This is a genomic window from Sphingomonas sp. Leaf34, assembly GCF_001421805.1.
Lineage (GTDB): Bacteria > Pseudomonadota > Alphaproteobacteria > Sphingomonadales > Sphingomonadaceae > Sphingomonas.
Window position 1 is genome coordinate 406531 of sequence record NZ_LMLC01000002.1, and the last position, 19332, is coordinate 425862.

The following is a 19332-nucleotide window of genomic DNA, read 5'->3' on the forward strand; positions in this document are numbered from 1 at the left end:
GCGCGCGCCTGGCCATCCCTGACTTTGGTGCGGGATGATCTGCCCGACACGACCGCGTATAGCGCGGCAAAAGGAGAGCCAGATGACCGAGGCAAGCTATCCCGTCCCCGCGGAATGGGCGAAGGACGCCCTGATCGACGCCGCCGCCTATGACCGGATGTATGCCGAGGCCGCGACCGATCCCGACGCGTTCTGGGCCAAGGAAGCCAAGCGCCTCGACTGGATCGTCGCCCCGACCAAGATCAAGGACACGTCGTTCGACGAGAGCGATTTCCGCATCCGCTGGTTTGCGGACGGCCAGCTCAACGTCGCCGCCAACTGCGTCGATCGCCACGCCGACGCCCGCCCCGACGCGACCGCGATCCTCTGGGAAGGCGACAACCCGGACGAATCCCGCAAGATCAGCTATGCCGAGCTGCGCGACGAGGTCTCGAAGCTTGCCAACTGCCTGAAGTCACGCGGCGTCAAAAAGGGTGACCGCGTCACGATCTACCTGCCGATGATTCCCGAGGCGGCGTTCGCGATGCTCGCCTGCGCGCGGATCGGCGCGATCCACTCGGTCGTCTTCGGCGGCTTCTCGCCCGAGAGCCTGTGCAACCGCATCCACGACTGCGACAGCCGTGTCGTCATCACCGCCGACGAAGGCCTGCGCGGGGGCAAGACCGTGCCGCTCAAGGCCAATGTCGACGCCGCGCTCGACCACGGCGATCTCGGCGTCGAGGCGGTCATCGTCGTCCGCCGCACCGGCGGCACGGTCACGATGACCGAGGGTCGCGACTGCTGGTATCACGATTGTGTCGCCGACCAGTCGACCGACTGCACACCCGAACCGATGAACGCCGAGGACCCGCTGTTCATCCTCTACACCAGCGGCTCCACCGGCCAGCCCAAGGGCGTGCTGCACACCAGCGGCGGCTATCTGGTCTGGGCGTCGATGACGCACGAATACGTCTTCAACTACCGCCCCGGCGAGATCTTCTGGTGCGCAGCCGACGTCGGCTGGGTCACCGGCCACACCTATTCGCTCTACGGCGCGCTTGCGAACGGCGCGACGACGGTGATGTTCGAGGGCGTGCCCAACTATCCCGATCACAGCCGCTTCTGGCAGATCGTCGACAAATATCAGGTCAATATCCTCTACACCGCGCCGACCGCGCTGCGCTCGCTGATGCGCGAGGGCGACGACTGGGTGACGCGGACCAGCCGCAAGTCGCTCCGCCTGATCGGCTCGGTCGGCGAGCCGATCAATCCGGAGGCGTGGAACTGGTACCATAACGTCGTCGGCGACGGCCGCTGCCCGATCGTCGATACTTGGTGGCAGACCGAGACGGGCGGTCACATGATCAGCCCCCTCCCCGGCGCGACCGCGCTGAAACCCGGCAGCGCAACGAAGCCGCTGTTCGGCGTTATGCCCGAGCTGGTCGATGCGGACGGCAAGGTCCTCGACGGAGCGGTCGAGGGCAATCTCGTCATCGCCGACAGCTGGCCCGGCCAGATGCGCACCGTGTGGAACGATCACGACCGCTTCTTCCAGACCTATTTCTCGACCTATCCGGGCAAGTATTTCACCGGCGACGGCTGCCGCCGCGACGCGGACGGCTATTACTGGATCACCGGTCGCGTCGACGACGTCATCAACGTCAGCGGCCACCGCATGGGCACCGCCGAGGTCGAGAGCGCGCTCGTCGCGCATTCGAAGGTCGCCGAAGCTGCGGTCGTCGGCATGCCGCACGATCTGAAGGGCCAGGGCATCTATGCCTATGTGACGCTCAACGCGAACGCCGAGCCGAGCGCGAACCTCCGCAAGGAACTCGTCCAGTGGGTCCGCCGCGAGATCGGCCCGATCGCGACGCCGGACATCCTCCAGTTCGCGCCCGCGCTCCCCAAGACGCGCTCGGGCAAGATCATGCGCCGCATCCTGCGCAAGATCGCGGAGAACCAGCTCGACCAGCTCGGCGACACCTCGACGCTCGCCGATCCCGCGGTGGTCGACGCCTTGATCGCAGGCCGCGAGGAGGCCACACTCGTCCCGGCATGACGCGCACAATCCTCATCGCCGACGATCACCCGCTGTTCCGCCAGGCGCTCAAGCTGGCGGTCAGCCGCGCCGCGCCCGACGCGGTGGTGATCGAGGCGGGGCAGCTGTGCGAGGCGGTGGCCGCGGTGCGCACCGCGGCGCGGCTGGACCTGATCCTGCTCGACCTGCGGATGCCGGGGTCGGAAGGGTTCGCAGGCGTCGCGCTGCTTAATGCCGAACGGCCCGATACGCCGATCCTGGTGATCTCCTCGGCAGACGCGGCCGAAGCGGCACCGCGTGCGCGGGCTTATGGTGCTGTGGGTTTCGTTTCGAAGACCGCAGACCTCGCAACGCTGGAAGACGCCGTCGCTCGCGCACTGGCCGGCGACCGCGACGCGCCGATCGAGGGCACGCCGGTCGACGACATGGCCGCGCGCGTCGCGAGCCTGACGCCGACCGAACTGAGGGTCCTGCTCGGCGTGCTCGCCGGTCGCCTGAACAAGCAGGTCGCGTTCGATCTCGGCATCTCCGAAGGCACGGTAAAGGGCCACATGACCGCGATCCTGCGCAAGCTCGGGGTGCAGAACCGGACCCAGGCGGTGCTGGCGGCGCGGGCGATGGACATCCACTTTGCGGATTAAAAGCGCGCCACCCGCACCCTGTCCGTCGTCCTGACGAACGTCAGGACCTGGCGCTACACTCGCTGAGGGCGGTATCCTGGATCCTGATTTCCGTCAGGATGACGTGTCGGATCGCCCCCGCACGATCCTTCCCTGCCAGGATGAGTCGGCGCCGGAGGCGTCGGAGGGGGGAGGATACGCGACGGCCGTTTCCCTTTCCGCCCCTCCGTCAGGCATACGCCTGCCACATCCCCCCGGCGGGGGAGGATCGCAGGTTCAACTCCCCCGCGCCGCCGCAGCCGCCGCCGCATTCTCGATGAACCGCCACAAATCCGCCGGCACCACCGGCTTCGTCAGCACCACCAGCGCAGTGCATCGCGGATCATCCGCAATGCCGCGGTCCGCGGTCACCAGCGCGATTGTCGGCGCGGGCGTCATCGCCTGCAACCGCGCGATCACGTCCAGCCCGTCGTCCGCCTCGTCGAGATGATAGTCGACCAGCGCGACATCGGGCTCCTCGTCCGCCGCCAGCTCGAGCGCCGCGGCGATCGTCCGCGCCAGTAGCGGCACGCACCGCCGCGCACGCAACGCCGCGTCGAGCGCCGCCAATATCGTCACGTCATTGTCGAGGCATAGCACGCGCAGGCCCGGCATTAGCGCGCGTGTGGCGGTCGGCGTCGGCAGCGGTACGTCAAGCCCCGCAGGCGCAATCGGCACGCGCACTGCAAATGTCGTCCCTTGCCCCGGCGCCGACCGCAATTCCACGGCCGCCCCCAGCAAGCGCGCGATCCGCCGGACGATCGCTAGTCCCAGACCGACACCGCCACCCGCGCTCCCCTTGCTTTCGAGCCGCTCGAACTCCTCGAAGATCCGCTCGCGGTCCGCCGCGGCGATGCCGGGCCCGTTGTCACGCACCTCGATCAACGCATCATCGCCCCGCCGCCGCGCACCGATCCAGATCCGCCCGTCTGCGGAATAGCGCACCGCGTTCGACAGGAAGTTCTGCAGGATCGACCGCAGCAGCGAGCGATCGGTCGCGACGCTGAACGAACCGGGATGCGACGCCAGTACCAGTCCCCGCTCGCCTGCAAGCGGCCGGAACTGCGTCGCCAGTTCCTCGATCAGCGAGCCGAGCGCAAACCGCTCGACCTTAGGCACCACGCCTCCCGCATCGAGCCGCGACACGTCGAGCAGCGCGCGCAACAACGTGTCCGCCGATCCGATCGCGCCGTCGATCGCGCGCACCAGCTCCGCCTGATGCGGCGCCTTGCCCTCGTCGAGCGCCGCGCAGAACAGCCGCGCGGCATGCAACGGCTGCAGCAGATCGTGGCTCGCCGCCGCCAGGAAGCGCGTCTTGTCGCGCGTCGCGGTCTCCGCCACCGCGCGCGCCTCGCCGAGCATCGCGTTCGACTGCGCCAAATCCTGAGTCCGCGCTGCCACCCGCGCCTCGAGATCGGCCTGCGCCGCTTTCTCCGCGGTGATGTCGGTGAAGCTCTGCACGTACCCGCCGCCCGGCATCGGCCGCCCGACCATCTTGATCCACCGCCCCGACGGCCGTTGCCGCTCGAAACTATGCGGCGTTCCGCGCGCAAGATGCCCCATCCGCCGACCGACATGCGCCGCGATGTCGCCGACCCCCTCGCGCTCGGCATTGTAGCGGATCAGGTCGGCGATCGAGCGCCCGACCACGACATAGCCCTCGGGATAGTCGAACATCTCGACATAACGCGGATTCCACGCGACCAGCCGCAGGTCCGCATCGATCACGCTGACCCCCGGATCGATCGTCTCCAGCGTCGCCGAAAGCAGTGTGCGCGAGAACCGCAGCGAGCGCCCGCGCTGGTCGAGCAGCCGGACCACGTCGCTGACGTCGATCGCCGATCCGGCAATGCTCGACGCGACGATCTTGCGCGCCGATGGAGCACCGATCACCCCCGCGATCAGCCGCTCGGCGGTACGCGCCGCCGGGCCATCGATCGGCGCCCGCAGGTCCGGCGACCCCAAACCGATCGCCTCCGCCTCGCCATCGCCGACGAACCGCGCGACCAGCATCCGCAACTCGCCGAGCGTGGTGACATGGTCGAGCGCGCTGTTCCCGCGATGCCGTTCGATCACATGCAGCCCGGCCATCAGCGTGACGTTGACGCCCAGGCTCCACACCGTGCCGTTGACCAAAGGCGAGCCGATCCGCCAGCCAAGCAACGCGTCGGGATCGAGCCACCCTTGCGTGAAGTGCGCCAGGGCCGGACCGACGCCCTCGCCGATCGACGGCAGCAACAGGCAGTAGATCCAGACGACCACGCCACCGATCAGCCCGGCGCGCGCCGCGCTATGGTTGGCGAAGTTCCACGCGACCGTCGCGATCAGCGCAGGCGCGAACTGCGCGACGCCCGCAAAGGCGATCAGCCCGATCGACGCCAGCGGCAGGTCCGCGCCGAGGCTGCGGCCATACACCAGCGCGACCGCGACGATCGCCGCGATAATGACGCGCCGCACGCGCAGCATCCGCCGGCCCAGCTCGCCCTCGCCCGCCTCGCCGTGCCGCCGGAGCAGCATAGGCGCGAGCAGGTCGTTGGCCGCCATCGTCGACAGCGCGATCGTCTCGACTACCACCATCGCCGTCGCCGCCGAGAACCCGCCGAGGAACGCGAGCAGCGCGACCAGATTTTCGCCACGCTGCAACGGCACCGTCAGCACGTAGAGATCGGGCTCGGCATCGCCCGGCAACAGCGTCATCCCCGCCAGCGCCAGCGGCAGCACCAGCAGCGATATTGCAACCATGTAGGCGATGAACGGCCAGCGCCCCCGCGCCACCGCGTCGGGCCCGCGCGCCTCGATCACGCCCACATAGAATTGCCGCGGCAGGCACAGGATCGCGAGCGCCGACAACAATGTCCGTACCCAGAAGTCGGACGTCAGCGCGCCCCAGGTGAAACCGGACCGAAGTCTGGCCAAAGGTGCCGCCAGCGTCGCGGCGGGCACGTCGACGAGTATCGCCAACGTCACTACGCCCAGCACGACGAAGCAGAGCAGCTTGATCAGCGATTCCGCCGCGATCGCCGCCACCACGCCCGGGTTGCGCCCCGCCACCTCGTACCGTCGCGCACCGAACAGGATCGCGAACACCGCCAGCAGCAACGCGACGAAGGTGCCGACCTCCGCCGAACTCCAGACGCCCGCGATCGCGCCGAAGCTGAGCGTAACCGAGCGCAACTGGAGCGCGATATAGGGCACCGACGCGAGCAACGCCGTCCCCGCGACGATCGCCGCGGTTCCCCGGCTGCGCCCATAGCGCGCGGAGATGAAGTCCGAGATCGAGCTCGACCCCTCCTCGCGCGCCAGCCGGACCAGCCGCGCAAGGAACTTGGGCGCCAGCAGGAACACCAGCGCCGGCCCGAGATAGATGGCGAGATAGTCCCAGCCGCGCGTCGCCGCGGTGCCGACCCCGCCAAAGAACGTCCAGCTGCTGCAATAGACCGCCAGCGACAGCGGATATGCGATTCGTCCGAGGCGCCGCGACAGGCCCCGCCGGTCCACCACCCACGCAATCCCGAACAGCGTCGCGCCGTACCCGAGAATGGCGAGGATGATCATCGGACGGGTGATGGAGGCGCTCCAGTCTGGCGCCGCAGCGCAGGGTCGCGGAAGACATAGCGCCAATCCGGATGGGCGGCGACCATGCGATGCGCGACGCCAGGCCGGAGTCGATTGTCGAGCCGGGTCGAGCCGGTCCCCGCTTAGCCTATGCCATCGCCGCTACCGTCGTCCCGCTGGCCGGACGAGCCGCCACGGCCTGGTATCACAACAGCTTGTCGAGCGTGATCGGCAGGTCGCGCACGCGCTTGCCGCAGGCGTTGTAGACCGCGTTGGCCACCGCTGCCGCCACGCCGGTGATGCCGATCTCGCCGATCCCGTGCGCGCCCATCGGCGTGTGCGGGTCGGCGATGTCGGTCCAGATCACATCGATCTCGGGCACGTCGAGATGCACCGGGATGTGATATTCGGCGAGACTGGGGTTCATGATCCGGCCGTTGCGTTCGTCGAACTGCGTCTCCTCCATCAACGCCATGCCGAGCCCCATGATGATCCCGCCGCGAAACTGGCTCCGCGCCGTCTTTGGATTCAGGATGCGCCCGGTATCGAACGACCCGAGAAAGCGGCTGACGCGCGTTTCCCCGGTAACGCTGTTGACGCGCACCTCGCAGAACATCGCGCCGTAGGAATGCATCGACCAGTGCATCAGTTCGAGCGGCTGTGACGCCTCCTGCGTGACCGTGACGCTGTCGCGCTGCGCGCGCGCCAGGATCGACGCATAGCTTTCGCGCCGCGACGGATCGTCGAGCTTGGCGAGCCCTGCATCGTCGCTGCCGACATCATCGGCGGAGAGGCCGGCGAGCGGCGAGTCGTTGCCCGCGAGCTTGAGCAGTTCCGCCACCAGCGCGTTATGCGCGGCGATCACCGCCGCGCCGATCGCCGCGGTCTGCTGCGATCCACCCGCGAGGATCGCGCCGGGAATGATCGAATCGCCATAGCGAACCTCGACCGCATCCATCGGCAGTCCGAGCCGCTCGGCCGCGACCATCGCCGTCGTCGTCGCGGTGCCCATCCCCATCTCCTGTGCGGAGACTTCGACGATCGCGGTGATGGGGGCCGCCGCCGATGACGACGACAGCGTGATACGCGCAGCCCCGCCGGGCATCCGGTAATAGGGGTAGGTCGCGGTCGCGCAGCCCATCCCGATCAGCCACTCGCCGTCGCGGCGCGTGCACGGCTCGGTCGGGCGCTGGTCCCATCCGAACGCCTCCGCCCCAGCGCGCCACGCCTCGACGATGTTTCGCGACGAGAAGGGCAGACCGGAGAGCGGATCGGTCTCGGGCTCGTTGCGGACGCGCAGCGCGATGGGATCAATCCCCAACTCCACCGCAAGTTCGTCAATCCCCGATTCCAGCGCGAACGTGCCCACAGACTCGCCTGGTGCGCGCATGAACGTGTTGGCCAGCATGTTCAGCCGGACGACGTCGACGGACAGCGTCACGCTGTCGGCGGCATAGCCCGATTTGGAGCCGACGATAAACGGCTCGGGCATGTCGTTGTGCGGCGTGGTCGCGGTGGTGCCCGCGTGGATCATGGCCTGGAAGTGCCCGTCTGCCGCCGCACCGATCGCCACGCGCTGTTCGGTCAGCGTACGCCCGCCGACGATCCGATAGACGCCCTCGCGGCTCAGCGCGATCCGCACCGGCCGCGTCGCCAGCTTCGCCGCCGCCGCGCCGAGGATCTGGTGGTCCCAAAGGCACTTGCCCCCAAACCCCCCGCCCACATAGGGCGACAGGACGTGCACCTGGTCGGCGGCCAGGTCGAAGACGTCGGCGATCGTCGCCGCCGCCGCGGTCACCAGCTGGCTCGCGTCGTGGATCGTCAGGCGGTCGCCTTCCCACACCACGGTCGCGGCATGCGGCTCGATCGCGTTGTGGTTGTGGCGCGGTGTCCGGTACACGTTGTCGACCGCGTGCGGCGCCGCCTTCAGCGCGGCCTCGGCATCGCCGACCTCGACCTTCAGTGCCTGCCCCATGAACGCACCGGGTTCGGTGCCCGCGGCCTTGGCCTCGGCGAACGATGTCAGCGCCGGCTCGGCGGCATAGTCGGCGACGACCAGCGAGGCGGCGTGATCCGCCTGCTCCTGCGTGTCGGCGAGCACGACGGCGATCGGCTGGCCATTCCAGTGGATCCGGTCGTCCTGCATGATCGGCAGGTCGGCAGGCGCTGCCGCGGTCGGCGACGACCCGAACACCGCGGGCGTGTTCATCCGGGGCGCATTGCGGTGGGTCATCACCAGCACGACGCCCGGCGCGGCCTCGGCGGCGTCGGTGTCGAGCGTCGCGATCCGGCCGCGCGGTATCGTGGAATAAGTGAGCGCGGCATAGACCATGCCCGCCAGCGGCACTTCGGCCGCAAAGCGCGCGGCACCCTGAACCTTCGCCGCCCCGTCCAGCCGCGAGACGGGCGTCCCGATCAGGCCGTGCTGGCGGCGGATCAGCGGATCGGGAACGCCGCCCGGGATCCAGCTGTCGGGCGCCAGCGGTACCAGTTTCTCCATCGCGCCCTGCACCGCGCCCTGCACAACACCCTTGACGCTATCGACGATGCTCATGCGTGTGCTCCTGCAAGATCGCCCAGCACGGCGACGAGGGTTCGCTTGACGAGTTCGATCTTGAACCCGTTGTCGCGCAGCGGGTGGGCGTCCGCGAGTTCGGCCAGCGCCGCCTCGCCGAACAGCGCGTCGCTTGGCACCGCCCCGCGCAGGACCGCTTCGGCCTTCAGTGCGCGCCACGGCTTGTGCGCCACGCCGCCCAGCGCGATCCGGACGTCGCCGATCCGTCCGTCATCGACGCGCAGCGCCGCTGCCACCGACACCAGCGCAAACGCATAGCTCGCCCGGTCGCGCACCTTGCGATACGTCGAATGCCGCGCGAGCGGCAGAGCCGGCAGGCTGATCGCGGTGATCAGCTCGCCCGGCGCCAGCACCGTATCCTGGTCGGGACGGTCACCCGGCAGCCGGTGGAGATCGCCGAAGGGCAGCGTCCGCGCGCCACCGACCCCGTCGATATGCACCGTCGCATCGAGCGCGGCGAACGCGACGCACATGTCCGACGGATGCGTCGCCACGCAAGCGGGCGACGCGCCGAGGATAGCGTGAATCCGGTTGAACCCCTCGGCTGCATCGCATCCTGTGCCCGGCATGCGCTTGTTGCAGTTCGCGCCATCGGTATCGTAGAAATAGGTGCACCGCGTCCGCTGCAGCAGATTGCCACCGACCGTCGCCATGTTGCGGATCTGCGGGGACGCACCCGCCAGGATCGCGCGCGCCAACACCGGATAGCGCATCCGCACCGCGGGATGCTCGGCAAGCGCGGTATTGCGGACCGAGGCGCCGATCAGCAGCCCGCCGTCCGCGGTTTCGGCGATCTCTGCGGACAGGCCGGTGACGTCGACCACGCAATCGGGGCGCGCGATCGTCTCGCGCATCAGATCGACCAGGTTGGTGCCGCCCCCCAGATAGGCGGTCGCCGGCTCCGCACCGAGCCGGATCGCATCGGCGACACCGTCGGCACGGGCGTAGGTAAACGGCGTCATGCCACGCGCTCCGCGTCGAGGGTTTGGCTGATCGCGTCGATGATGCCGTTATGCGCGCCGCAGCGGCACAGATTGCCGCTCATCCGCTCCTGAAGCTCCTCGCGGGTCAGGGTGACGAATGCGGACAGATCCGCGGTGACGTTGCTCGGCAGCCCGCGTTTTGCCTCGCTGGCCATGCCGATCGCCGAGCAGATCTGCCCAGGCGTGCAATAGCCGCACTGGAACCCGTCATGATCGATGAACGCCTGCTGCAGCGGGTGCAGCACGCTATCGGTCGCGAGGCCCTCGATCGTGGTAACGCTCCGCCCGGTATATTGCACCGCCAGCGCGAGGCAGGACACGATCCGCTCGCCATCGACAAGCACGGTACACGCCCCGCACGCGCCCTGGTTGCAGCCCTTCTTGGTGCCGGTCAGATTGAGATGCTCGCGCAGGAAATCGAGCAGCGAGACACGCGGATCGGCGGGCGGGTCGGCCGTGATCCCGTTGATGGTCATCGACATCGCGATCTCCTGTAGCGTGTATCTCTTGATTGCCGGCGGTTTATCCGAAGCCGCGTGCCGCCACCATAGCGCCGTCACCCTCGCCGATGCGACGAGACAAAAAAATACCGGAGGCGCATCGACTGCGCCCCCGGCCATTCTTGTTCACGCCGGATTTGAACCGGCGATCAGGCCAGCGTGCGGACGCTGGCTTCGCGGTCCCAATAGCGCTTGGTGCCGGCGGTCGCGATCTGGCCGAGATCGACGACACCGGCATCGGGCTCGACGCCAGCCTTGTCGAGCAACGGCTTGGCTGCCGCATTGGCTGCGACCGCCTTGAGATGTCCGAACGCGTCCATGACCCACTGGACGGCTGCGCCTTCCTTGAGCAGCGCCTTGCAGCCCTCTTCCGAAAGCACCACCGCAACGGCGTCGAAGATTTGCGAGGGGCTGCCGGCAAGCTGCCCGTGCGCCTTCTTCTTGCTGCCATCGGCGAGCTTGGCACCGCCGACCTTGGGCGCGACCAGAACGGCCTTGCCGCCGGCCGCCTCGACCGACTTGACGACCGCATCGATCTCGCCGCCGTCGGATCCGTCCGCGATCAGGATACCGACCTGGCGACCCTCGAGCGTCTCCTTCATCGACTTTTGGATCGACAGCGCGTCGCTGGCTGGCATGTCGACCGGCTCGCGGTAGGCGGGGTTCGCCGCGGGCAACTCGATACCGAGACCGTCAGCGATGCGCTTGGCCAATTCCTCGTTCACGTTGCGCAGGTTGGCGACGGTGCGCGCCTGAACATGGGCGAGGCCAACCTTCGACAGTTCGAACGTGAACGCCGATGCGATATGCGCCTTTTCATTGTCCGTCGCAGATACCCAGAACAGCCGCGCCTGACTGTAGTGATCGCCGAACAGTTCGGCGCGCATCCGCAGCTTCTCGCCCTGCTCGTCCGCACCGGTCGGGTTGGTCGTCGTGACGAACCCGTTCGGCGACTCGCGCGGACCACCGTCCTCGCCGACGACCGACAGGCTGTTGGGCTCGTAGTTCGCCCGACCCTTCGGCACCTTGGTCTGCATCATCCCGTCGCGCTGGAAGTTCTGTGCGTTGTTGCGCGGCGCATTGACCGGGATCTGATGGAAGTTGGTTGTCCCCAGACGCGACTTCTGCGTGTCGAGGTAGCTGAACAGGCGGCCCTGGAGCAGCGGATCGTTCGAGAAATCGATCCCCGGCACGACATTGGTCGGCAGGAACGCCACCTGCTCGGTCTCGGCGAAGAAATTGTCCGGGTTCCGGTCGAGCACCATCCGGCCGATGATCCGGACGGGCACGTCCTCCTCGGGGATCAGCTTGGTCGAATCGAGCACATCATAGGGCTGCGCTTCGGCAAAAGCCTTGTCGAACACCTGGATGCCCAGCTCCCACTCGGGGAAGTCGCCGGTATCGATTGCTTCCCACAGGTCGCGACGATGATAGTCGTTGTCGGCGGCCTGAAGCTTGAGCGTCTCGTCCCAGATCGTCGACTGAAGACCGAGCTTCGGCTTCCAGTGGAACTTCACGAAGCTCGACTTGCCTTCGTCGTTGACGAGCTGGAACGTGTGGACGCCAAAGCCTTCCATCATGCGCAGCGAGCGCGGCAGCGTGCGGTCCGACATGGCCCACATCTGCATGTGCGTCGATTCCGGCGTCAGCGAGGCCCAGTCCCAGAATGTGTCATGCGCCGAACCCGCCTGCGGATAGGCGCGGTCTGCTTCCATCTTCACCGAATGGATCAGGTCGGGGAACTTGATCGCGTCCTGGATGAAGAACACGGGAATGTTGTTGCCGACGAGATCCCAGTTGCCCTCGGTCGTATAGAATTTGACCGCGAACCCGCGAACGTCGCGCGGCGTGTCCACCGAGCCTGCACCGCCGGCTACGGTCGAGAAGCGCGTGAACAGCTCGGTCTTGGTGCCCTTCTTGAACACCGCCGCTTTGGTCAGGTCGGAGATATCGTCGGTCGCCTCGAAATAGCCATGCGCGCCCGAACCGCGGGCGTGGACGATCCGCTCGGGGATGCGCTCGTGATCGAAGTGGAAGATCTTCTCGCGCAACACGAAGTCTTCGAGCAGCGTGGGGCCGCGCACGCCCGATTTCAGGCTGTTCTGGTTGTCGGAGACGGGTACGCCGTGGTTCGTCGTAAGAACGGGCACATCGCCACCGGCGCGCTGGTGCGTTTCGCCACCATTGCCGGGATTGCGCTCTGCGGGGTCGCTCATTGCAAATCCTTGTCAGTAATCAGAGTTCCAAATAGTGAACGATCTTGGTCTGCGGCTGGGTCCCACGCGCGCGAAAGAATTAGGGGTCCTTGCGCAAGCTGGCGGGCGGGGCGGTGGACGGGATGTCTCAGTGACACCGCCAGCAATGCAGTCTACCCGTGCGCCGTGTTCGCTATACGCCGCCTCTTCCGGTCCTGCCCGTTGTTCGTGCGCTGGCTGTGCGTGGCGGCGTTGGCGATGAAGCTGCTGGTGCCGACGGGGTACATGATCGCGAACCAGAGCGGCCATATCGCGATCACGCTGTGTCCGGGCGTTGCTCCCACGACCGCCACGTCTGGCGGCATGCACATGACAACACCCGACCATGCCATGTCCGGCCATGCGATGCCGGACCATGATCCGTCCACCAGCCACGGCAAGACAGAGCTTCCCTGCGCATTCTCGGGGCTGTCGGCGCAGGCGCTGGCCAGCGTCGATGCGATCCTGCTGATCGCGGCGATCGCGTTCGTCGTGGCGACCGGCGTGCGCCCGATCCGTCCCCCCGTCCACCCCAGCGCGCCGCATCTGCGTCCGCCGCTGCGGGGCCCACCGACCTTGCTTTCGACTGTCTGATCTGAACCGCGCGTCGCTGGGCGCGCGGTTCGCCACCTCTGTCGACGCGCGTCTGTGTGGCCGCGCGCCTGTCGAAAGCCACTTATAATGTTTGCTACTCCGCCTCCGTTCCGGGCGGCGATGGCCATTGCCCTCGCCGTTCCCGCCTGCGTCGTCGCCTCGCCCGCCACCGCGCAGACCCCCGCCCCCGCCCCCTCCTTCACCGGGGCCGAGTCCGATACGCGCTTCATGATCGGCGACGTCGTCGTCACCGCGCGCAGCATGGCGCGCTCGACCGAAACCATCCTGACCTCGGTCGACATGCTCGGCGGCGACATCGCGCAACGCCAGTCGGTCGACAATGCGTGGGAGCTGTTCGCCCGCCTTCCCGGCGTCGTGCTGACCGACTTCAACCAGGGCACCACGTCCGGCCGCTTCTCGATCCGCGGGTTCAACGGCGAAGGCGAGATCAACGCGGTCAAGCTGACGATCGACGGCATACCCAGCAACGACAATGCCGGCGGCATGACCGGTATCGACATGATCTCCCCGCTCGACGTCGCCGGGATCGAACTGGTGCGCGGCACGTCCGATCCGCGCTGGGGGCTGAACAATATCGCTGGCAACGCCAATATCCTGACGCGGATCGGCGGCAATTATCTCGACGCGCGCCTGATCGGCGGTGCGTTCGGAACGGTCGACGCACAGGCCTCGGCTGGACTGGAGCGCGGCGGGTTCAGCCAGAACTACCTGATCGGCTACCGGCGGACCGACGCGTATCGCGACCATGCCGACCTCGATCGCCTGAATCTCGCGGGCAAATGGTTCTATGATTTCGGATCCACCCGGATCGGCGCGATCGTCCGCCATTCGGTCGCGCACGCGCAGGAGCCGGGCTATCTGACCGATGCCGACGCCGATACCGACCGCACCCGATCCTATGCGGTGTCGGCTACCGATGGCGGCACGCGACGGATCGGCCAGTACAGCCTGCATCTCGACGCCGATCTCGCCGACCCGCTCGCGCTCAGCGTCAAGGGCTATGCCAACAGCCTGCACGACGACCGCTACGTCCGCTACTCCGCAGGCGTCCCGCAACAGCGGCGCCTGACCGAGGAATGGCAATATGGCGCGACCGCCGCGCTGCATTACCACCCCCGCGTCGACTTCCTCCACGCGCTGATGATCGAGGCTGGCGGCGACGTGCAGGTGCAGGACAATAAGAGCCTGCGCTGGCTGACCGACCGGCGCACGCTCACCAGCCAGACGCGCGACCAGAATTTCGGGCTGACCGTCTATGGCGGCTATCTCCAGGCGGTGATCGAGCCGACCGACTGGCTCAAGATCACCCCCGCCTGGCGGATCGACCGAGTCGCGGGCGATTTCACCAATCGCCTGGCGGGCACGACCGCGCCGATCAACGACTATGGCACGATCAGCCAGCCCAAGCTGAGCGTCGCGGTCAAGCCCGTGACCGGCGTCACCGCCTATGCGAATTACGGACGCACCTTCCAGATCGGCGCAGGCTCGGCCTCGTATCTGGTGCCACCACGGACGACCGACGTCGCACCCTCGATCAACGAAGGCTATGAAGCAGGCGTCAAGCTCACGCGCGGGCGCTGGCTCGAAGCGCGCGTCGCATTGTGGCAGCAGACCGCGAGCGGCGAGCTCAAGCGACGGCTGAACGATCCGTCCGGCGATGTCGACAATCTCGGCCGGACACGGCGCCGCGGGATCGATCTGCAGCTCGACCTGAAGCCGGTCCGCACCGTCGCGCTATGGGGCAGCTATTCGCACCAGACCGCGCGGATCGTCACGCCCGATCCCGCCACCCCGTCGCAGGCCGGCAACGCGATCGACCATGTCCCGCAGAACGTCTTCTCGGGCGGGCTCGACGTCACGCCCGACCACAAGGTCCGGCTGTCCTTATGGGGCAACGGCCAGTCGAGCTACGAACTCGATCCCGCCAACACGCAGGGCCGCTACGGCGATTACGTCGTCCTCAATGCCGAGGTCGCGTACAAGCTGACGCCGAAGATCGAGATATCCGCGCAACTGAAGAACCTCGCGAACGAGCGTTACGAGTATGTCTGGTACGACGGTACGCAGCGGCTTCACGCGCCCGCCGATTCGCGGTCGCTGTTCGGTGCGGTCCGGTTGACGCTCTGATGCACCGCCGCCCACCGCTACGCGCCATCGTCCGGCGCGTGCATCTCTCGCTTGGCCTGTCGATCGGCGCGCTGTTCGCGTTCGCCGGGCTGACCGGCAGCATACTCGTCTTCTATCCGGAGATTGACGCAGCGTTGAACCCCGCGTTGCGCGCGGTGCCGGACGATGCGCGCGCCCGCTCCTGGCAGGCAATCGTCGACACGCTCCACCGCGAGCATCCCACCAGGACCGGCGCATGGCGGATCGAGGTGACCGTGGACGGCGGTGCGGTGCCGGTTCGCTATTACCGGCCGAGGGAAACCGCGGACCACGACTTCGCGCCGTTGCTGGCCTGGGTCGACCCGGTCCGCCTAATAACGATCCGCACCGGATTCTGGGGCGATACGGTCGTCACCTGGATCTACGATCTCCATTACCGGCTGCTGCTGGAAAAGCCCGGGGGGTTCGTCATGGGGATCGCAGGCATCGTCATGCTGGCCATGATCGCCAGCGGGATCTGGGCATGGTGGCCCCGCCCCGGCAGCTGGTGGCGCGCGCTCCGTTTCAAGCGCGACGCCGCGCCGCTCCGCCGTCTGTATGACTGGCACAAGCTGATTGGTCTGGGCGGCGCGCTCCTCGTGCTCGTCGTCACCGCTACCGGGGTGATGCTCGACCTGCCCGATCAGACCCGGTTCGTGATTGCGCGCGCCTCGCCGCTCTACCGGACGCCGCCGCTGGCCGTGGTGGCACGCGGCGCGCCCCTGCCGATCGATCGCTTGGTCGCCATAGCCGAACACGTCTTCCCCGGGGCCGCGCTCGCCTGGATCGAGACTCCCGCCTCGCGGACCGGCGCCACGCGGATCAACCTCGCGCAGGCCGGCGAGCCCAGCCGCCGTTTCCCGCGCACCAATGTCTGGCTCGATCCCTATACCGGCGCCGTCCTCGCGACGCGCGACGGTCTTGCCGATACAGGCGGCGACGTCGTGATGAACTGGCTCCACCCGCTCCACGGCGGCGAGGCGCTGGGGCTGACGGGGCGCATCCTGGCCTTCGTCGCAGGCCTCGTGCCGATCGCGCTGTTCGTGACCGGCCTGCTCCGGTGGCAGCGTCGTCGCGAGCGCCGCACGCCGCAAAGGACGATTGGCACTCGCGGCGAACCCGGCTAGCACGACGCGCGAGCAGCCGGTTCGACCGGAGGCTCGCTAGATCGCGTCGGTGCCCTTCGGGGCTTGAAGGGGAATGCGGTGCGGAGGGTTCGCCATCCAATGCCGCAGCTGTCCCTGCAACTGTAAGCGGCGAGCGAAACGCACACGCCCTTCGCGACGAGGGGCAGCCACTGGGTCGACGACCTGGGAAGGTGTGGCGTGGAGCCGTGACCCGCGAGCCAGGAGACCTGCCGGCGTCTGGTCGCTCTCGTCCCGGCCCAGGGGGTGGCCGAGGCACGGTGAACGCCGTCTGAGCGACGACCTTGTGGCGGGGGCCGCATCGACGACGCGCGTCGGCCGCTCATGGCGTCCGGTCTTCCTGCGTCCCGGCCGCATGCGGCAGGTCCCCGTCCTCGTCGGACGCCGGGGAGTTCTGCATGACGACGATGACGATCGATAAGCCCGCCAAGAAGACGTCCGGCAAGCCGGCACGGGTGGCCACGCGCAAACGCATCGGCTGGATGTTCGCAAGCCTGGTCGCGGCCAATATCACCGCCTGGGGCTGGGCGTTCTCGCTGTTCCATGCGCAGCCGCTGATGCTCGGCACCGCGTTGCTCGCCTGGGGGCTGGGCCTGCGCCACGCAGTCGATGCGGATCATATCGCCGCGATCGACAATGTGACGCGCAAGCTCATGCAGGACGGCCAGCGCCCGATCACGGTCGGCTTCTGGTTCGCGATCGGCCATTCGGGGATCGTGCTGATCGCCGCGGTCGCCATCGCGCTCACCGCCAGCGCACTGGCGCAGTTCGAGGCGTTCAAACAGGTCGGCGGCGTGATCGCCACCGTCATCTCCGCGGTGTTCCTGTTCACGATCGCGGCGATGAACCTCGTCATCCTGCGCTCGGTCTGGCGGACCTTCGGCCATGTCCGCAGCGGCGGCGTCTATGTCGAGGAAGACCTCGATCTGCTGCTCGGCAACCGCGGCCTGCTGGCGCGCCTATTCCGGCCGATGTTCCGGCTCGTTACGCGCAGCTGGCATATGGCGCCGCTCGGATTCCTGTTCGGGCTCGGCTTCGATACCGCAACCGAGGTCGCGATCCTCGGCCTGTCCGCAAGCCAGGCCGCGGACGGTCTGTCGATCGGCACCATCCTCGTGCTCCCGATCCTGTTCGCCACCGGCATGGCGCTGGTCGACACGGCGGACGGTGTCGTCATGCTCGGCGCGTATGAATGGGCGTTCGTGAAGCCGATCCGCAAGCTCTACTACAACATCACGATCACGCTGATCTCGGCAATCGTCGCGATCGCGATCGGCGGGATCGAGACGCTGGCGCTGCTGGGTGCCAAGCTCGGCCTGTCGGGGGGCGTGTGGGACCTGGCGGCCGCGCTGGGCGAGAATTTCAACGGCCTCGGCTTTGCGATCATCGGCCTGTTCGTGTTGTGCTGGGTGCTGAGCTTTGCGATCTATCGCTGGAAACGCTTCGACGAGATCGAGGTCGTGCACGGATAGCTGGCGGCCCGGTGAAAAGTCCTTTAGGTCCCACCCCGAGGCTCGGTTTTACCGAACTTCAACAGATCGCGCCGGTGCCCTTCGGGGCTTGAAAGGGAATGCGGTGCGGGAGGATGTCCTCCCAATGCCGCGGCTGTCCCTGCAACTGTAAGCGGTGAGCGAGACGCACAGGCCCTTCGCGAGGAGGGCAGCCACTGGGTCCAAGACCTGGGAAGGCGTGTGTCGAGCTTTGACCCGTGAGCCAGGAGACCTGCCAGCGTAACGGTCGCTCTTGCCTTGATCCAGGGGATGGTCGCGGCACGGTACTCCGTCTGAGCGACGAACGCGTGCGGCCGAAAGGTCGTGCGTGCCTGCGTATGCTCGAAGGAGAACAAGAATGTCGGACCGCTCGCCCACTTTGGCAAAAGTCCCCGTCACCATCGTCACCGGCTTTCTCGGCGCGGGCAAGACGACGCTCATCAGCCACCTGATCCGTAACGCGGGCGGCCGCCGGCTGGCGGTCGTGGTGAACGAATTCGGCACGCTCGGCATCGATGGCGACATCCTCAAGGGTTGCGCGATCCCCGATTGCCCCGCGGAGAACGTCGTCGAACTGGCCAATGGCTGCATCTGCTGCACCGTCGCCGACGATTTCATCCCGACCGTCGAGACTTTGCTCGCACTCGACCCGCGCCCCGATCACATCCTGATCGAGACGTCGGGCCTCGCGCTCCCCAAGCCGCTGCTTAAGGCGTTCGACTGGCCCGCGATCCGCTCGCGCATCACCGTCGACGGCGTCATCGCGCTTGCCGATGCGGAGGCGGTCGCCGCCGGCCGGTTCGCGCCCGACATCGCCGCGCTCGATGCGCAGCGCGCGGCCGATCCGAGCGTCGATCACGAGACGCCGCTCTCGGAAGTGTTCGAGGACCAGCTCGCCTGCGCCGATCTCGTCCTGCTCACCAAGGTCGATCTCGCCGGTCCCGAGGGCGTCGCCAAGGCGCGGGCGGTCATCGCCGCCGAGTCCGCCCGCCCGCTTCCGGTGATCGACCTGACCGACGGCATCATCGACCCGCGCGTGATCCTCGGCCTGAACGCCGCTGCCGAGGACGACATCGCCGCCCGCCCCTCGCATCACGACGGCGAGGACGATCACGAGCATGACGATTTCGACAGCGTCGTCGTCGCGCTGGGCGAGATCGCCGATCCGGCCGAGCTTGCCGCCAGGATCGAGGCGCTCGCCCGCAGCGCCGACATCCTGCGCGTGAAGGGCTATGCCGCGGTCATCGGCAAGCCGATGCGCCTGCTCGTCCAGGCAGTCGGCGCACGCGTCCGCACGCAATATGACCGCCCCTGGCGCGCCGACGAGCCCCGCCGCACGCAACTGGTGGTCATCGCCGAGCATAATCGCATCGACGAGGCCCGCATCAAGGCCGCGCTGGACGCCTGAGGCGCC

Annotated in this window: 12 protein-coding genes and 2 riboswitches; of the genes, 7 read left to right on the forward strand and 5 right to left on the reverse strand. The window is 67.7% G+C overall.

What is annotated here, in order from left to right; translation table 11 throughout:
• Positions 1 to 82: 82 nt before the first annotated feature.
• Together acs and ASF00_RS07185 are read left to right on the forward strand one after the other, a co-directional pair.
• A complete protein-coding gene (acs, locus tag ASF00_RS07180) occupies positions 83 to 2038 on the forward strand; it encodes an acetate--CoA ligase (protein WP_055876298.1) in 1956 nt (651 codons plus the stop codon).
• Positions 2035 to 2658 (forward strand): response regulator transcription factor, encoded by a 624-nt coding sequence (locus ASF00_RS07185; RefSeq protein WP_055876301.1) that lies wholly within the window; start codon positions 2035 to 2037, stop codon positions 2656 to 2658. Before acs ends, ASF00_RS07185 begins: the two co-directional genes overlap by 4 nt.
• Positions 2659 to 2913: 255 nt before the next feature.
• On the opposite strand, the gene ASF00_RS07190 is transcribed toward ASF00_RS07185, so the two are convergent.
• The 5 genes from ASF00_RS07190 to ASF00_RS07210 form a co-directional block, all read right to left on the reverse strand.
• Complete coding sequence (locus ASF00_RS07190; protein WP_055876304.1) at positions 2914 to 6231, reverse strand: PAS-domain containing protein; 3318 nt, start codon at positions 6229 to 6231, stop codon at positions 2914 to 2916.
• Between the two features lie 205 nt (positions 6232 to 6436).
• Complete coding sequence (locus tag ASF00_RS07195; protein WP_055876307.1) at positions 6437 to 8785, reverse strand: xanthine dehydrogenase family protein molybdopterin-binding subunit; 2349 nt, start codon at positions 8783 to 8785, stop codon at positions 6437 to 6439.
• A complete protein-coding gene (locus ASF00_RS07200) occupies positions 8782 to 9768 on the reverse strand; it encodes an FAD binding domain-containing protein (RefSeq protein WP_055876310.1) in 987 nt (328 codons plus the stop codon). The genes ASF00_RS07195 and ASF00_RS07200 overlap by 4 nt, the downstream gene beginning before the upstream one ends.
• Complete coding sequence (locus ASF00_RS07205) at positions 9765 to 10271, reverse strand: 2Fe-2S iron-sulfur cluster-binding protein (protein ID WP_082463269.1); 507 nt, start codon at positions 10269 to 10271, stop codon at positions 9765 to 9767. The genes ASF00_RS07200 and ASF00_RS07205 overlap by 4 nt, the downstream gene beginning before the upstream one ends.
• 167 nt (positions 10272 to 10438) lie before the next feature.
• A complete protein-coding gene (locus tag ASF00_RS07210; RefSeq protein ID WP_055876317.1) occupies positions 10439 to 12505 on the reverse strand; it encodes a catalase in 2067 nt (688 codons plus the stop codon).
• 165 nt (positions 12506 to 12670) lie between these two features.
• Here ASF00_RS07210 and ASF00_RS07215 point away from each other — a divergent pair, with 165 nt between their 5' ends.
• The 5 genes from ASF00_RS07215 to cobW all read left to right on the forward strand — a co-directional run bounded on the left by ASF00_RS07215 (position 12671) and on the right by cobW (position 19326).
• A complete protein-coding gene (locus ASF00_RS07215; protein WP_055876320.1) occupies positions 12671 to 13117 on the forward strand; it encodes a hypothetical protein in 447 nt (148 codons plus the stop codon).
• 120 nt (positions 13118 to 13237) lie between these two features.
• On the forward strand, positions 13238 to 15265 hold the full coding sequence (locus ASF00_RS07220; RefSeq protein ID WP_082463270.1) for a TonB-dependent receptor: 2028 nt from the start codon (positions 13238 to 13240) through the stop codon (positions 15263 to 15265).
• Between the two features lie 38 nt (positions 15266 to 15303).
• On the forward strand, positions 15304 to 16410 hold the full coding sequence (locus tag ASF00_RS07225) for a PepSY-associated TM helix domain-containing protein (protein ID WP_200910491.1): 1107 nt from the start codon (positions 15304 to 15306) through the stop codon (positions 16408 to 16410).
• Between the two features lie 30 nt (positions 16411 to 16440).
• Positions 16441 to 16659: riboswitch (cobalamin riboswitch) on the forward strand.
• 176 nt (positions 16660 to 16835) lie between these two features.
• Positions 16836 to 17900: a HoxN/HupN/NixA family nickel/cobalt transporter gene (locus ASF00_RS07230; RefSeq protein WP_443024392.1), complete on the forward strand. Its 1065-nt coding sequence runs from the start codon at positions 16836 to 16838 to the stop codon at positions 17898 to 17900.
• A gap of 55 nt (positions 17901 to 17955) precedes the next feature.
• A riboswitch (cobalamin riboswitch) is annotated at positions 17956 to 18172 on the forward strand.
• Positions 18173 to 18276: 104 nt separating this feature from the next.
• Positions 18277 to 19326 carry a cobalamin biosynthesis protein CobW gene (cobW, locus tag ASF00_RS07235; RefSeq protein WP_055876327.1) on the forward strand — a complete coding sequence of 350 codons (1050 nt, stop codon included), beginning with the start codon at positions 18277 to 18279 and terminating at the stop codon, positions 19324 to 19326.
• The last annotated feature ends 6 nt before the right edge of the window (positions 19327 to 19332 follow it).

Bases quoted from the DNA above. Each gene is read 5' to 3' on its own strand.
- acs (WP_055876298.1), top strand. From the start codon at position 83: ATGACCGAGGCAAGCTATCCCGTCCCCGCGGAATGGGCGAAGGACGCC.
- ASF00_RS07220 (WP_082463270.1), top strand. From the start codon at position 13,238: ATGGCCATTGCCCTCGCCGTTCCCGCCTGCGTCGTCGCCTCGCCCGCC.
- ASF00_RS07205 (WP_082463269.1), bottom strand. From the start codon at position 10,271: ATGTCGATGACCATCAACGGGATCACGGCCGACCCGCCCGCCGATCCG.
- ASF00_RS07230 (WP_443024392.1), top strand. From the start codon at position 16,836: ATGACGATCGATAAGCCCGCCAAGAAGACGTCCGGCAAGCCGGCACGG.
- ASF00_RS07190 (WP_055876304.1), bottom strand. From the start codon at position 6,231: ATGATCATCCTCGCCATTCTCGGGTACGGCGCGACGCTGTTCGGGATT.
- ASF00_RS07200 (WP_055876310.1), bottom strand. From the start codon at position 9,768: ATGACGCCGTTTACCTACGCCCGTGCCGACGGTGTCGCCGATGCGATC.
- ASF00_RS07210 (WP_055876317.1), bottom strand. From the start codon at position 12,505: ATGAGCGACCCCGCAGAGCGCAATCCCGGCAATGGTGGCGAAACGCAC.
- ASF00_RS07185 (WP_055876301.1), top strand. From the start codon at position 2,035: ATGACGCGCACAATCCTCATCGCCGACGATCACCCGCTGTTCCGCCAG.
- cobW (WP_055876327.1), top strand. From the start codon at position 18,277: ATGTCGGACCGCTCGCCCACTTTGGCAAAAGTCCCCGTCACCATCGTC.
- ASF00_RS07195 (WP_055876307.1), bottom strand. From the start codon at position 8,785: ATGAGCATCGTCGATAGCGTCAAGGGTGTTGTGCAGGGCGCGGTGCAG.